The sequence below is a fragment of the Actinobaculum sp. oral taxon 183 str. F0552 genome (assembly GCF_000466165.1).
Lineage (GTDB): Bacteria > Actinomycetota > Actinomycetes > Actinomycetales > Actinomycetaceae > Peptidiphaga.
In genome coordinates, this window is record NZ_KE951431.1 from 8,306 (window position 1) to 22,058 (window position 13,753).

A 13,753-nucleotide genomic window follows, 5' to 3' on the forward strand; every position below is an offset into this window, starting at 1 on the left:
TGTGAGGACCGCCGCGCCGCCGATCGCGAAGAGAATCATGGCCAGAGCCACGTAGAACATGAGGTTCACTTCTTCCTCCTCGCCTTCCCGGACTTCTTAGAGCCCCCGGACTTCTTCTTGGAGGCTCCTGACCCCTTCTTGCCGGAAGCCCCGGACCCCTTTTTGCCGGAGGCCCCGGACTTCTTGGCCTTTCCGGAGCTTCCAGGCGCCTTCCCGCCGGAGTGCCCGACCCCTTCGGCCCTCCCGGATTCTCCGGACTTCTCCTCGGAGGCTCCGGATCCTTCGGCTCTCTCGGATGCTTCGGGCCCCTTGGACGCTCGGGGTTCCCCGGGCGTCCCGGCCCCCTCCGCATCGCCGGCCCGCTCGGGCTCCTTCGGCTTTCGGCTTTCGGCCTCCCCGCCAGTCTTCGCCTTCGGATCCGGGGGCTCGGGCCGGCCGTCCGCTCCGGCTCGGGCGTCGATTCGCCCGCCGGCGCCTTCGGAGCGGGTGTAGTCGGGGGCCTCCTCGCCGGGCATGCCGGGCAGGCGCGCGTTCGTCACCCGTGAGTTCACCCCGATGCCGGTCAGGTCCCCCCGGGCGGCCCGCGCCGCGGTGATGGGCGAGACCTCGGCGAGCGTCCGCGCCTGCCCGCGGATGCGCAGCACGCGCGAGACCGAGGCCTCCTCGATCTCGCCGCCCACGGTGAGCGCGGGGTCGGCCGCGGAATTCGACTCCGCGTACACGCCCGTCGGGGGCTTCTGGCCGATGTGGCGGCCGCGCTCGGCGAAGGCCCGCATCTTGGCCTCCTGCAGGGCGGCCTGGTCGAGCTTCCTGCGGGTGCGCTCGCGATGGGTGAGGGTCATGGCGCCGAGGGCGGCGACGATCAGGAGCGTGCCCGTCAGCTCCATGGCCAGGACGTGGTTGCCGACGATGGCGCGGGCGATGGCTCCCGGATTGGTGTCGGCGTTGGCCTGTTTCAACCCGGCCGCCTCGGGTTCGCGGGCCGCCAGGACCGCGCCGACGCCGATGACCACGAAGCCTAGGCCGCCCAGGACGGCGAAGATCCGGGGCCCGCGAAGGATCTCGTGGGTCGAGTCGGCGGCGTCGACGCCGATCATCATGAGGACGAAGAGGAACATCATGAGGATCGCGCCGGTGTAGACGGCCACCTGGACGACGCCCATGAACGGGGCCTCGAGCATGGTGTAGAGGAACGCCAGGCACACCATGTCGGCGATGACGCAGATGGCCGAGTAGACGGCGCGCCGGGTGATGAGCAGCCCGAAGACGGCCAGGGCGATCATGACGACGGCGATCACGCCGAAGAGGAGGGCTTCGCCGGTGGAGATGTGCAGGGTGGTGGTCTGCTGGCCCGTCATCGCTGCCTCCTCTCGGTGCGGGCGGCGGCGAGTTCGCGGTCCCCCCGTCCGTCCGCCCGTTCGGACGGTTCGCGCCCGCGGCCGGCGGAGCTCGCCCCCGACGCGGGGGGATCGACCGGGCGGGCGGTCTGGAGGGTCGGATCGTCGGGGCGGTGCTCGGCCACCCACGCGATCTGCTCGCGGGTGGGGCCGGCGACCTCGCCGCGGTAGTAGTCGGCGTCCGAGGTGCCCTCGACCATCGGATGGGGCGCGGCCAGCATCCCGTCCCGCAAAGGGGCGAGCAGCTGGTGCTTCTCGTAGATGAGGCCTTCGCGGGTGGGGCCGGCGAGCTCGTACTCGTTGGTCATCGTCAACGCCCGCGTCGGGCAGGCCTGGATGCAGAATCCGCAGAAGATGCAGCGCAGATAGTTGATCTGGTAGACCCGGCCGTAGCGCTCCCCCGGCGAGACCTGGTGGCCGGGAGTGTTGGGGGCGGCCTCGACGAGGATCGCGTCCGCCGGGCACGCCCAAGCGCACAGCTCGCAGCCGATGCAGCGCTCCAAGCCGTCGGCGTACCGGTTGAGCTGGTGGCGTCCGTGATACCGGGGCGCCGTGGGGACCTTCTGCTCGGGGTACTGCTCGGTGGCGACCTTCCGGAACATCGAGGAGATCGTGACGCCGTAGCCGGCCACGGGGGCGAAGAGCTCGCCTATCGGGCCCTTCTTCGGCCGGTCCCACAGCGCGGGGTCCGGCGGCGTCGGCCTCGGAGAGGCCTCGGCGCGCTGGTCGTCCGGAGAGAGAGGGGACTCGGGATCCGGGGATGTCGTCTCGTGGCTGTCAGTCACGGTCTGCCTCCTTTGCGGTGACTCGCTTCGCGCGCGGCGACGGCGGAAGGGACTGGCCGGGCAGCGGGGGAACCGGGAACCCGCCGGCGAAGGCGTCGAACTCCTCGTCGGGCCGGATGAATTCGCCGTCCCGAGGCTCCTCGCCCTCCGGCGGAGTCCTGTCCCCGATCAACAGGACGACGACCATGGCGACGAGGAAGGCGACTCCTATCCCGATGAAGAGCTGTTGGCGGGACAACTCGGCGAAGGTCGTCACTCCCTGGATGAGGGTGACGGCGACGAGCCAGGCCAGCGAGACCGGGATGAGGACCTTCCATCCGAGCTTCATGAAGTGGTCGTATCGCATGCGCAGCAGCGATCCCCGCGTCCAGACGAAGAAGAACATGAAGGCCCACGTCTTGCCGAAGAACCAGAGCATCGGCAGCCAGCCGGTGTTCGGGTCGCCGTCCCACAGGGAGAAGACCCACGTCGTGACGGGGCCGGCGCGCCACCCGCCGAGGAAGACCGTCGTGGCGACCATCGAGACGTTGAGCATGTTGACGTACTCGGAGAGGTAGAACCACGCGAACTTCATCGAGGAGTACTCCGTGGTGTGCCCGGCGACGATCTCGCCTTCGGCCTCGGGGAGGTCGAAGGGAAGGCGGTTGGTCTCCCCGAACATCGAGACGAGGTAGATGACGAAGGCGGGGAAGAGCACGACGGCGTTCCACACGCCCCTCTGGGAGTCGACGATGCCCGAGGTCGACATCGTCCCGGAGGTCAGGAACACCGTGACGAGGGAGAGGCCGAGGGCGAGCTCGTAGGAGATCATCTGGGTGGCCCCGCGCACCGACCCGTAGAAGGGGAGGGTCGAGTGGGCCGACCAGCCGCCCAGGACCAGGCCGTACTCGCCCAGGGCCGCCACAGCCAGGACGAAGAGGACCGCGACGGCGGAGTCGGCCATCTGCAGGGGCGTCTCGTGCCCGAAGATCGAGACGGCGGGGCCCATGGGGATGACCGCCATGACGGTGAAGGCGCAGGTCGCCGCGATGACGGGTGAGAGGAAGTAGATGAGCTTGTCGGCGCCGGCCAGCCAGAAGTCCTCCTTGATCAGGAGCTTGAGGGCGTCGGCGAAGGCCTGCCCGAAGCCGAGCGGGCCGACCCGGTTGGGGCCCAGGCGGGTCTGCATGCGCGCCAGGGCGCGCCGCTCGACCCACAGGGCGAGGATGACGTTGAGGATGAGGAACACGAGGATGAACACTGCTTTGAGCGTCCAGATCCACCACGTGTCCTGGGAGAAGTCCGCGGTCTGCGCCGCGGCGTGGATGGACGGGGTCACTTGGTCACCTCCGCGTCGAGTCCGACTGTCGCGCCCGACCGGACGCCCAGCGCCGCGATCCGACAGCCCGGCGAGTTCTGGGGGATCCACACGACGCCGTCGGGCATGGGCGCGCACACGACCGGGAGCACTGCGCTCCCGGCTGGCCCGTGGACGCTCACGCTCCCGCCCGGCTCGGCGCCCGCGGCCCGAGCGGTCGCCTCGGACATGACGGCCGCCGCCCTGCGGGCCGTCCCGGCCAGATGCGGTTCGTTCGCCAGGAGCGCGCCCTGCCCCAGCATGAGGTTCCATGTGGCCAGGACGGCGGTCGCCTTCGGAGCGCCCAGCCGGCCCGGGGCGGCGGAGCCGGCGAAAGCCGGGGCGGGCCGGGCTTCAACCGAACCAGCCGAGGCGGGCTCCGGCTCGCCTGGCTTGTCCGGGGCGGCGGGGAGGTCCGGGGCGGCGGGCCGCGCCCCGGACCACGCCGGGAATTCGAGGATCTGGGCGACGGCGTCGGCCAAGGTGCCCAAGCCGAGGTCCGTGCCCATCTCCCTCGCCAAGTCGTCGAGGACGATCCGATCGGGAAGCTGCGCCGAGGTGAGCGCCTGGCCGAACGGCCGGATGCGGCCCTCCCAGTTGACGAACGACCCGCCCTTCTCGACCGGCGGGGCCACGGGGAGGACGACGTCGGCGAGTTCGCCGACCTCGCTGGCGCGCACCTCCAGTTGGACGACGAAGCCCGCCGCCTCGACGGCGGCCCGGGCGTCGCCGGGGAGGTCGTCGAGTTCGACGCCGCCGATCAGCAGGGCGGAGAGCTCTCCCGCGGCGGCGGCGGCGAGGATGGCCTGCCCGGACCGGCCGGGGGTCTCGGGGACGCGTGCGCCCCACGCGGCTTCGGCGTCGGCGCGCGCCGCCGGGTCGGCCACCGGGCGGCCGCCCGGCAGCAGAGCGCCCATGGCGCCCATGTCGAGAGCGCCCCTGTCGCCGGCGCGGCGAGGGATCCAGGCCAGGCGCGCGCCCGTGCGCGCAGCCAGCCGCACGGCGGCCGAGAGAGCGCCCGGCGCCTCGCTGGCGCGCTCGCCGACGAGGACGACCCCCTTCTCGGCCAGCGCGTCGAAGGTGGGGTCCCCCGGGGCCAGGCCGTCGAGGACGGCGGCCTCCCGTCCGGGGGCCGCGGGGATGAGACGCGCCTGCATCTTCGCCGTCCCCCGGGTGGCGAAGGGCGCGACGACCGAGACCGCGGCCGTCCCTGCCAGCGCGGCCTTGCGCAGGCGCAGGAAGACGCTGCCGCACTCCTCCTCGGCCTCGAAGGCGACGGCGAGCACGTGCCCGGCCGTCAGATCGGCGTAGGTCACGCCGAGGCCGGCCCCCGCGACCGTCGAGGCGAGGAAGGCGTCCTCCTCGGCGCTCTGCGGGCGGGTGCGGAAGTCGATGTCGTTGGTCCCCAGGACGACGCGCGCGAACTTCGAGTAGGCGTAGGCGTCCTCCATGGTCAGCCGTCCGCCGGTCAGGACCCCGACGCCCCTCCCCTGGCACGCGCGGGCCAGCCCCCGGGCCGCGACGTCGAGGGCGTCGGCCCACGACGTCGGCACGAGCTCGCCGGACTCGTCGCGCACAAGCGGGTGCGTGAGGCGGTCGGCCCCGCTGGCCCATCGGAAGGCGAAGCGGTCCTTGTCGGTGATCCACTCTTCGTTGACGTCCGGGTCCTCGCCGGCCAGGCGGCGCAGGACCTCGCCGCGCCGGTAGTCGACGCGGATCGCCGATCCGGAGGCGTCGTGCTCTGTCACCCCGGGCACGGAGACGAGGTCGAAGGGGCGGGAGCGGAAGCGATAGGCGGCGCTCGTCAGGGCCCCGACGGGGCAGATCTGGATGACGTTCCCGGAGAAGTAGGAGGAGAACGGCCTGCCCGACTCGTCCGTCTCGCCGGGCTCGAGCGGGCCCGTGGCGAATCCCTCGGCCATGCCCGGCGCCCCGCGGGAGCCGACGCAGCGCGACGCCGCCGCCTCGGGGCTGCCGCCGTCGGAGTCGGAGAAGTTCAGGACCCGCGCGTCGAAGTTTCCGATCTGCGAGCCGTTGAGCGAGCGGACCTCGAAGCGGGGGCTGCCGCCGCCCCGGCCCTGGAGGGCGATGAAGGGGTCGCCGGCGATCTGCGACTGGAAGCGCGTGCACCGCTGGCACAGGATGCACCGGTCGCGGTCCAGGAGGATCTGGGAGGAGACCTCGACGGGCTTGGGGTAGGTGCGCTTGACGTCGACGAACCGCGAGCTCTCCCGCCCGTCCGAGAGTGCCTGATTCTGCAGCGGGCACTCGCCGCCCTTGTCGCACACCGGGCAGTCGAGCGGGTGGTTGACGAGGAGGAACTCGATCATGCCCCGCTGGGCCTTGCGGGCCACCTCGGAGGTGTTCTGCGTGTAGACCTCCATGCCGGGGCTGACGGCCTCGGCGCAGGACGGGACGGGCTTGGGGCCCTTGGCCACGACCCCGTCGCGCCCGGGCCTGGCGACTTCGACCAGGCACTGCCTGCACGCGGCGACGGGCTTGAGCAGCGGGTGGTCGCAAAAGCGCGGGATCCTCACGCCGATCCGCTCGGCGGCGCGGATGATGAGCGTCCCGGCGGGAACCGTCACCTTCTGGCCGTCGATCGTGAGGTCGACGAGCTGGACCGCCTCCTCGACTCGCTTCTCCTCGATCGTCATCGGACGGCCACCTCCCCGAAGAGCGTCGTCTTCTCGTAGGGGAAGAGCTCGCGGGCGGGGGTCGTGCAACCCGCCTCGAACTCGTCGCGGAAGAGCTCGATTCCGGACCTGATCGGCGTGGCCGCGGCATCGCCGAGCGCGCAGAACGAGCGGCCCGCGATGTTCCCGGCGATCTCGTAGAGGAGGTCGACGTCGCCGGGCCGCCCCCTCCCGGCCTCCAGGCGGTGCATGATCTGGCGCATCCAGTACGTCCCTTCGCGGCACGGCGTGCACTTGCCGCACGACTCGTGCTGGTAGAAGTCCGTCCAGCGGGAGATGACCCGCACCACCGAAACGGTCTCGTCGAAGACCATGACGGCCCGGGTCGCGAGCATCGACCCGGCGCCGCGCACCCCGGCGTAGTCGAGGGGGACGTCCAGCTGCTCGGGCGTGAACAGGGGCGCGGAGGATCCCCCCACTCCCCAGAACTTCAGGCTGTGCCCCTCGCGGACGCCTCCCGCCAGGTCCATGAGGGAGCGGCCGGTGATCCCGATGGGGGCCTCGTACTGCCCCGGCCTGGAGATGTGGCCTGACAGGGAGTAGAAGACGTGGCCCTTGCTCGTCTCCGTCCCCATCGCCTGGAACCATTCGACGCCGTTGCGCACGATCCCGGGAACCGAGGAGATGGTCTCGACGTTGTTGATGACGGTGGGCCTGGCGTACAGGCCCTCGGCCGCCGGGAAGGGCGGCTTCAGGCGCGGCTGGCCGCGGCGGCCCTCGAGGGAGTCGAGGAGGGCCGTCTCCTCGCCGCAGATGTAGGCGCCGGCCCCCGCGTGGACGGTGATGTCGATGTCGTAGTCGCCCCTGGGCCCGCAGCCCTTGCCGATCAGCCCGGCCTCGCGCGCCTCGCGGACCGCCGCGAGGAGGCGCCGGTAGACGTGGACGACCTCGCCGCGCAGGTAGACGAAGCCGTGGTTGCCGCCGACGGCGAGCAGGCAGATCGCCATGCCTTCGATGAGGGCGTGCGGATTGGCCATGAGCGCGGGGACGTCCTTGCAGGTGCCCGGCTCGGACTCGTCGGCGTTGACCACGAGGTAGCGGGGGCCGCCGTCGGGCGGAGGCAGGAAGCTCCACTTCAGGCCCGTCGGGAATCCGGCGCCGCCGCGGCCGACCAGGCCGGAGTCCTTGACGAGCTGGGTCAGCTCCCCCGGGCCGTAGCCCCACGCCTTGGCCAGGCCCTCGTATCCGCCGCTGGCGCGGTAGGCGGCCAGCGTCCACGGACGCGGTGCGTCCCACGTGTCCGAGATGACCGGGGCGAGCGCTCCCGGGGCTGAGAACTCGCTCATTTCACCCTCCCTTTCGCGGGGGCGGCCCATCCGCGTTCGCGCGCGAGCCGCAGCCCCTCCAGCGACGCGGGCCCGGCGGCGGGCCCTTCGTCGGCGTGCCCGTCCTCGAAGCCCGCGAGCACCCGCTCGGTCTCCTTGAAGGTGTGGACCTTGTCGGCCCCGCGGGTGGGGTGGATGTCGCGTCCAGCGCGGATGTCGTCGACGATCCTCAGAGCCGAGGCGGGCGTCTGATTGTCGAAGAACTCCCAGTTGACCATGATGACCGGCGCGTAGTCGCATCCGGCGTTGCACTCGAGGGCTTCGAGGGTGATCCTGCCGTCCTCGGTGGTCTCGTCCGAGCCGACGCCCAGGTACTCGGTGAGCGTCTCCCAGATGACGTCGCCCCCCATGACGGCGCACAGCGCGTTCGTGCACACCCCGACGTTGTACTCGCCGTTGGGGTGGCGCCGGTACTGGCTGTAGAAGGTCGCCACGGCCGAGACCTCGGCGCGGCTCAGAGCGAGGATGTCGGCCGCCAGGGCGATCCCCCGCGGGGAGACGAAGCCGTCCTCGGACTGGACGAGGTGGAGGATCGGCATGAGGGCCGACCGGGCGACCGGGTAGCGCGCGATGATCTCCTGCGACTCGGCGCGCAGCCGCGCCTCGACCTCCGGAGCGTATTCCTGCATCAGCGATCAACACCTCCCATGACGGGGTCGATGGAGGCCAGGCAGACGATGGCGTCGGCGAGCAGGCCGCCTTCGGCCATCATCGACAGGCCCTGGAGATTGTGGAAGCCCGGGTCGCACACGTGGACGCGGTAGGGGCGGGTCCCGCCCGAGGAGACGATGTGGCACCCCCACACGCCCTTGGCGTGCTCGACCATGGCGAAAGCCTGGCCGGCCGGGACCCGGAACCCCTCGGTGACGAGCTTGAAGTGGTGGATGAGGGCCTCCATGGATTCGGCCATGATCTCGCGCACGTGCTCCGGGGCGGTGCCCTGCCCGTCGGTGGCGATCGACAGGCGCGCGGGCCAGGCGATCTTCTTGTCGGCCACCATGACGGGCTCGCCCTGGCTGGCGTCGAGGAGGTCGAGCGCCTGGTAGACGATCCGCAGCGACTGATAGCACTCTTCGAAGCGGATCATCGCGCGGTTGTAGGCGTCGGACTTGTCGCGCACGGGCACGTCGAACTCGTAGTCCTCGTACCCGCAGTAGGGCTGGGATTTGCGCAGGTCCCAGGCCAGCCCCGCGGCCTTCAGGCCCGGGCCCGTCTGGCCGAGCGCCATCAGGGCCGACAGCGAGAGCACGCCGACGTCCTGGAACCGCGCCTTGAAGATCGGGTTGGCCGCGACGATGTCCTCCATCTCGGCCGTCCCCCGGCGGATGTTCGGCAGGAGCCCGCGGATGTAGTCCGTGGTCCCCTCGGGGACGTCCTCCAGGACGCCGCCGGGGCGCACGAACTCGTTGTTCATGCGCAGGCCCGAGATCCTCTCGAAGATGCGCAGGATGTCCTCCCGGGTGCGGAAGGCGATGGTCATCATCGTGGTGGCGCCGAGCTCGTTGAGGGCCGAGCCGACGGCCACGAGGTGGGAGGCGATGCGCTGGAGCTCCATGAGCAGGACGCGGATCTGGCTGGCCCTGCGGGGCACGTCCCCCTCGATCCCGAGCAGCCTCTCCACTGCCAGGCAGTATCCGACCTCCTGGAAGAAAGAGGCGACGTAGTCCATGCGCGTCACGTAGGCGACGCCCTGGGTCCACGTCCGGTACTCCATGTTCTTCTCGATGCCGGTGTGCAGGAAGCCCGTGGCGCCGCGGATCTCCCGGACGTATTCGCCGTCGAGCTCGATGAGGAGGCGGTAGACGCCGTGGGTCGAGGGGTGGACGGGCCCGAGGTTGACGACGATGCGCTCCTCCGCCATCTGCGCGGCCTCGTCGGAGATCTCGTTCCAGTCCCCGCCGACGGCGGTGAAGTTCGGCAGGCCGTCGAGCTCCTCCTCGGTGGCCCCGCCCGTTGCGTGGAAGTTCGCGCTCATCAGCTGTAGTCCCTCCGGGTGTCGGGCGGCGGGACGACCGCGCCCTTGTATTCGACCGGGATTCCCCCCAGGGGGTAGTCCTTGCGCTGCGGGTGGCCGATCCAGTCGTCGGGCATGGCCGTGCGGGTCAGGCCCGGGTGGCCCTCGAAGACGATCCCCAGCAGGTCCCAGGCCTCGCGCTCGTGCCAGTCGTCGCCCGGGTAGACGGAGACGATCGAGGGGATGCGGGGGTCGTCCTCGGGGCAGGTCGTCTCGACGGCCATGTACCGGTTGTGCGTAATGGAGAAGAGCGGATAGTAGCCGTGCAGCTCCCGCCCGGCGTCCTGGGGGTAGTGGACGCCGCAGACCCCGAGGCACAGCTCGAAGCGCAGGTCCTGGTCGTCGCGCAGATGGCGGGCCACCCGCACGAGGTGCTCGCGCGCCACGAAGACCACCAACTGCCCGTTCTCGACGACGACCTTCTCGACGACGTCGTCGGGGTCCAGCCCGTCGGCCGTCAGCAGTTCGGCGAGGACGGCGACGACGTCGTCGAACCACCCCCCGTAGGGAGGGGAGGAAGGCTCGGCCACGGTCTCGGTGCGGGCGAGCCCCGTGAAGCCGGAGGTGTCGCCCGAACCCTTGACCCCCCACATGCCTTGGACCCTGCGGACCACGTCGGGGCCGAGCGCCCCCGCCTCGCTCAGCGGCTCGAGGGCGCCGTCGTCGCTGTCGTCGCTCACGCCAAGAGTCCTTTCATCTCGCGGAGGGGCGGCGCCTCGAGCGCCGCGGCCTCGGCGGCCTGCGACGCCGCCAGACGCGCCCTCTTCGTCAGCTTGTGCCCGCGTTTGACCTGCTCTCGCAGTTCGAGGATCGCGTTGATGAGCATCTCGGGGCGCGGCGGGCAGCCCGGCAGGTAGATGTCGACCGGGACCACGTGGTCGCAGCCCTGCACGATCGCGTAGTTGTTGAACATGCCGCCCGAGGAGGCGCACACGCCCATGGAGATGACCCATTTGGGGTCGGCCATCTTATCGTAGACGTCGCGTACCACGGGGGCCATCTTGTGGCTCAGGCGCCCGGAGACGATCATGAGGTCGGCCTGGCGCGGGGAGGCGCGGAAGACCTCCATGCCGAATCGGGCGGCGTCGAAGCGCGGCGTGCCGAAGGACATCATCTCGATGGCGCAGCACGCCAGGCCCATCGTCACCGGCCACTGCGAGCGCGTGACCGACCAGTTGGCGACGTTCTCGACCGTCGTCAGGAAGACCCCCTGGGAGCCGTCGCGTGCCATGTCTACCCTTTCAGTCCCACTCCAGGCCACCGCGGCGCCATTCGTAGACGAAGGGCACGGTGATCAGGAAGATGAATGCGAGTACGGCGATCATCCCGAAGACGCCGAGCGCCCCGAAGGACACCGCCCACGGGTACAGGAAGACCACCTCGATGTCGAAGATGATGAAGGTCATCGCCGTCAGGTAGTACTTGACGGGGAATCTGCCCGCTCCGCCCGCCGAAGGGGTCGCCTCGACTCCGCATTCGTAGTTCTCGAGCTTGACGCGGTTGCGCCGCTTGGGCCCCAGGATCGCGCTGATGACCAGGCCGCCGACGGCCAGCCCGCCCGCCGCGGCGATCATGACCAGGAGCGGAACGTACGGGTTCATGCGCTCACCGCCCTTTCCTCTTCGAAGTGAGTGCGCGGGCGGATGGCCGCCCGGCCCGATGCGGCCGCGCGGCGGCCCGCCGGCCCGGCGACGCACGCGGCGTCCGTGTGGATGCTCATGCCTTGGGCACCGCCTTGGCCAGGGCGGCGATGAGCCGGTCCATCCAGTCGCCTCCCCGGCGGTCGTAGCAGTCGGAGAGGAGCTTCATGACCAGCCGCATGAGGGTGGGACGGCCGAGTCCGTAGGCGACGCACGCGCGCATGACCCGCGGCCGCTCGATGAGGGCCGCGAAGGCGCGCCCCAGGCTGTAGTACCCGCCGAGTTCCTCGCGCACGGCCGAGGGGTAGGCGGCCAGGGCGCGGTCCTGGGCGGTGACCGTGCGGCGCGCGGCGGCCTGGACGAGGGCGTCGGCCGCCAGGCGCCCGGCCTGCAGGGCGTAGGCGATCCCCTCCCCGTTGAAGGGCGAGACCATGCCCCCGGCGTCCCCTACCAGGAGCAGCCCGTCGGCGTAGTGCGGCTTGCGGTTGAAGGCCATGGGGAGCGCGGCGCCGCGGAGCCGGCCGACCTGGTTGTCGGGCGTGAACCCCCACTCTTCGGGCACGTTGGACATCCAGGCCGCGAACATCGCGCGGTAGTCCAGGCCCGTCGGCCTGGCCGTGGAGGAGAGCGACCCCAGGCCGACGTTCACCAGGCCGTCGGAGAGCGGGAAGATCCAGCCGTACCCGGGCATGAGGTCCGACCTGCCCGACGCGCCCTTCCACAGCTCCAGGTGCGATTCCATCACGGTGTCGGCGGACCGGGGCGAACGGAAATAGGTGCGGTGGGCCACTCCCATGGGGCGGTTGACGTCCCTCTCCCGCCCGACGGACGTGGCCAGGCGGGCCGAGACCCCTCCGGCGTCCACCACGAACGGGGCGCGGAAGGTCAGGGCCCCGTCCGGGCGGCGGCTGGGCGGGCCGTCCTGCCCGCGCGGCTTCGCGGTCACGCCGACGGCCCTGCCGGTGCGGCGATGGCGCAGCGGGCCGGTGACCGTCACGCCCTCGTGGATGACGGCGCCGCTGGCGCGGGCGCGGTCGGCCAGCGCGGCGTCGAGGACCTCGCGCCGGCAGGCCAGCCCGTAATTCGGCATCGAGGCGACCTCCGGCCAGGGGATCTCGACCGTCCGGCCGCCGCCGATGGCTCGCAGCCCCGTGTTGCGCGCCCAGGATCCGGTGTCCACTCCCATGCGGATGAGCTCGGAGACGGCGCGCGGGGTGAGTCCGTCTCCGCAGACCTTGTCCCGCGGGAAAGCGGATTTCTCCAGGACGACGACGTCCAGGCCCGTCTGGGCGAGATAGTGTGCCGTTGAGGTGCCGGCCGGCCCCGCGCCTACGATGACGACGTCGGCTTCGACGTCGGCTTCGGTGAGCATCGCACCCCCATCCTCGGTCCCATAACGCCGCTCGATCGCGTTCATCCTACGTTAACGATAACGGCATACGAAATAATCTTTACGCAAATATTTCCTTGCAGAATTCGGGGAATCGCGCGGTCGCGCGAATTCCGCCGGCGCTTGCCCCGCGGCCCGCCGGCGGCCGGGCGCTGCACGTCACAATTCGCGGCCGGGTCCCTTCCGTGCTGCCGCCCGGGACAGGCGTGGACGCGCGGGCGTCGTGCGCCGCAGATGTCGCGCGCCGCAGATTGGAAAATGACGGAAGGGCCCTGCGCCCCGCTCATCGGAGCCGGTCCTCCCCCGGGACGCGGGCTACGCCGGCGGGCGCACGGCACGGTGGATGGCGACGATGCCCCCGGTGAGGTTCCGGTAGGCGACGCCGCGCCAGCCGGCCTCCTGGATGAGGCGGGCCAGGTCCTCCTGGCCGGGCCAGGCCAGGATGGATTCGGACAGGTAGCCGTAGGCGGCCGCGTCGGAGGCGAACGCCCGGGCCACGGCCGGGAGGACCCGTTCGAGGTAGCCGTCGTACAAGGCGCGGAAGGGCGGCCAGGCGGGCCGCGAGAACTCGGCCACGACGAGGCGCCCGCCCGGTCTGGTCACGCGCAGCATCTCGCGCAGGGCCAGGAGCGGATCGCTGACGTTGCGCAAGCCGTAGGAGATCGTCGTGACGTCGAAGCCGGCGTCGGCGAAGGGGAGGCGCAGGGCGTCTCCGGCGACGCAGGGGATGTCCGGGTGGCGCCTGCGGGCTTCGGCGAGCATGCCGAGCGAGAAGTCGCACGCCACCGCGCGGGCGCCCCTGGCGGCGTAGGCGGCGGTCGAAGTCGCCGTCCCCGCGGCCAGGTCCAGGACGGTCAGGCCCGGGCGGGCGCCGACGGCCGCGGAGACGGCCTCCCGCCACACCCTGACCTGGCCGGCCGTGAGGACGTCGTTCACCAGGTCGTAGCGGGAGGCGACGTCGTCGAACATGCCCGAGACATCGGAGGGGTTCTTCGTGAGCGTCGCGCGCCGATCCATGACCGGTATTCAACCACCGAGGGACCGGCCCCGGCCACCGCCCGGCGGGTAGAATGGCTGCCCGTGGCCGTCTCGGACTGGATCGAGGGCGCCCGCCCCCGCACGCTGCCCGCCGCGATCGCCCCCGTCGCGGCCGGGACGGCGGTCGCGCTC

Annotated in this window: 12 protein-coding genes; all 12 read right to left on the reverse strand. The window is 71.4% G+C overall.

All coding sequences use genetic code 11. From position 1 onward, the window contains the following. Positions 1–65: 65 nt before the first annotated feature. Positions 66–1,358, reverse strand: a complete 1,293-nt coding sequence (locus HMPREF0043_RS05980) for an NADH-quinone oxidoreductase subunit J (protein WP_021602065.1) — start codon at positions 1,356–1,358, stop codon at positions 66–68. Then, positions 1,355–2,077: an NADH-quinone oxidoreductase subunit NuoI gene (gene nuoI, locus HMPREF0043_RS05985; RefSeq protein WP_232206058.1), complete on the reverse strand. Its 723-nt coding sequence runs from the start codon at positions 2,075–2,077 to the stop codon at positions 1,355–1,357. The genes HMPREF0043_RS05980 and nuoI overlap by 4 nt, the downstream gene beginning before the upstream one ends. Before the next feature lie 97 nt (positions 2,078–2,174). Next, positions 2,175–3,500, reverse strand: a complete 1,326-nt coding sequence (gene nuoH / locus HMPREF0043_RS05990) for an NADH-quinone oxidoreductase subunit NuoH (protein WP_021602067.1) — start codon at positions 3,498–3,500, stop codon at positions 2,175–2,177. Then, complete coding sequence (locus HMPREF0043_RS05995) at positions 3,497–6,175, reverse strand: NADH-quinone oxidoreductase subunit G (RefSeq protein WP_021602068.1); 2,679 nt, start codon at positions 6,173–6,175, stop codon at positions 3,497–3,499. The genes nuoH and HMPREF0043_RS05995 overlap by 4 nt, the downstream gene beginning before the upstream one ends. Beyond that, the gene (gene nuoF, locus HMPREF0043_RS06000) at positions 6,172–7,500 is read right to left on the reverse strand and encodes an NADH-quinone oxidoreductase subunit NuoF (RefSeq protein ID WP_021602069.1); all 1,329 of its coding nucleotides are present in this window, start codon (positions 7,498–7,500) and stop codon (positions 6,172–6,174) included. Before nuoF ends, HMPREF0043_RS05995 begins: the two co-directional genes overlap by 4 nt. Next, a complete protein-coding gene (gene nuoE / locus HMPREF0043_RS06005; protein WP_021602070.1) occupies positions 7,497–8,168 on the reverse strand; it encodes an NADH-quinone oxidoreductase subunit NuoE in 672 nt (223 codons plus the stop codon). Before nuoE ends, nuoF begins: the two co-directional genes overlap by 4 nt. Then, positions 8,168–9,514 carry an NADH-quinone oxidoreductase subunit D gene (locus HMPREF0043_RS06010; protein WP_021602071.1) on the reverse strand — a complete coding sequence of 449 codons (1,347 nt, stop codon included), beginning with the start codon at positions 9,512–9,514 and terminating at the stop codon, positions 8,168–8,170. Before HMPREF0043_RS06010 ends, nuoE begins: the two co-directional genes overlap by 1 nt. Next, positions 9,514–10,233: an NADH-quinone oxidoreductase subunit C gene (locus HMPREF0043_RS06015; RefSeq protein ID WP_021602072.1), complete on the reverse strand. Its 720-nt coding sequence runs from the start codon at positions 10,231–10,233 to the stop codon at positions 9,514–9,516. Before HMPREF0043_RS06015 ends, HMPREF0043_RS06010 begins: the two co-directional genes overlap by 1 nt. Further along, entirely contained in the window at positions 10,230–10,784 is a 555-nt protein-coding gene (locus HMPREF0043_RS06020; RefSeq protein ID WP_021602073.1) for an NADH-quinone oxidoreductase subunit B, read from the reverse strand. Before HMPREF0043_RS06020 ends, HMPREF0043_RS06015 begins: the two co-directional genes overlap by 4 nt. A 10-nt stretch (positions 10,785–10,794) precedes the next feature. Next, the gene (locus HMPREF0043_RS06025; protein ID WP_021602074.1) at positions 10,795–11,154 is read right to left on the reverse strand and encodes an NADH-quinone oxidoreductase subunit A; all 360 of its coding nucleotides are present in this window, start codon (positions 11,152–11,154) and stop codon (positions 10,795–10,797) included. 115 nt (positions 11,155–11,269) lie between these two features. Beyond that, positions 11,270–12,565, reverse strand: coding sequence for a geranylgeranyl reductase family protein (locus HMPREF0043_RS06030; protein WP_040317979.1), 1,296 nt, complete (start codon positions 12,563–12,565; stop codon positions 11,270–11,272). A gap of 333 nt (positions 12,566–12,898) precedes the next feature. After that, positions 12,899–13,600 carry a demethylmenaquinone methyltransferase gene (locus HMPREF0043_RS06035; RefSeq protein WP_021602077.1) on the reverse strand — a complete coding sequence of 234 codons (702 nt, stop codon included), beginning with the start codon at positions 13,598–13,600 and terminating at the stop codon, positions 12,899–12,901. Between the last annotated feature and the right edge of the window lie 153 nt (positions 13,601–13,753).

What these genes read in the sequence shown, in the direction of transcription:
- HMPREF0043_RS05980 (WP_021602065.1), bottom strand. Translation starts at nt 1,358, where the DNA reads ATGACGGGCCAGCAGACCACCACCCTGCACATCTCCACCGGCGAAGCC.
- HMPREF0043_RS05995 (WP_021602068.1), bottom strand. Translation starts at nt 6,175, where the DNA reads ATGACGATCGAGGAGAAGCGAGTCGAGGAGGCGGTCCAGCTCGTCGAC.
- nuoF (WP_021602069.1), bottom strand. Translation starts at nt 7,500, where the DNA reads ATGAGCGAGTTCTCAGCCCCGGGAGCGCTCGCCCCGGTCATCTCGGAC.
- nuoE (WP_021602070.1), bottom strand. Translation starts at nt 8,168, where the DNA reads ATGCAGGAATACGCTCCGGAGGTCGAGGCGCGGCTGCGCGCCGAGTCG.
- HMPREF0043_RS06010 (WP_021602071.1), bottom strand. Translation starts at nt 9,514, where the DNA reads ATGAGCGCGAACTTCCACGCAACGGGCGGGGCCACCGAGGAGGAGCTC.
- HMPREF0043_RS06020 (WP_021602073.1), bottom strand. Translation starts at nt 10,784, where the DNA reads ATGGCACGCGACGGCTCCCAGGGGGTCTTCCTGACGACGGTCGAGAAC.
- HMPREF0043_RS06025 (WP_021602074.1), bottom strand. Translation starts at nt 11,154, where the DNA reads ATGAACCCGTACGTTCCGCTCCTGGTCATGATCGCCGCGGCGGGCGGG.
- HMPREF0043_RS06030 (WP_040317979.1), bottom strand. Translation starts at nt 12,565, where the DNA reads ATGCTCACCGAAGCCGACGTCGAAGCCGACGTCGTCATCGTAGGCGCG.
- HMPREF0043_RS06035 (WP_021602077.1), bottom strand. Translation starts at nt 13,600, where the DNA reads ATGGATCGGCGCGCGACGCTCACGAAGAACCCCTCCGATGTCTCGGGC.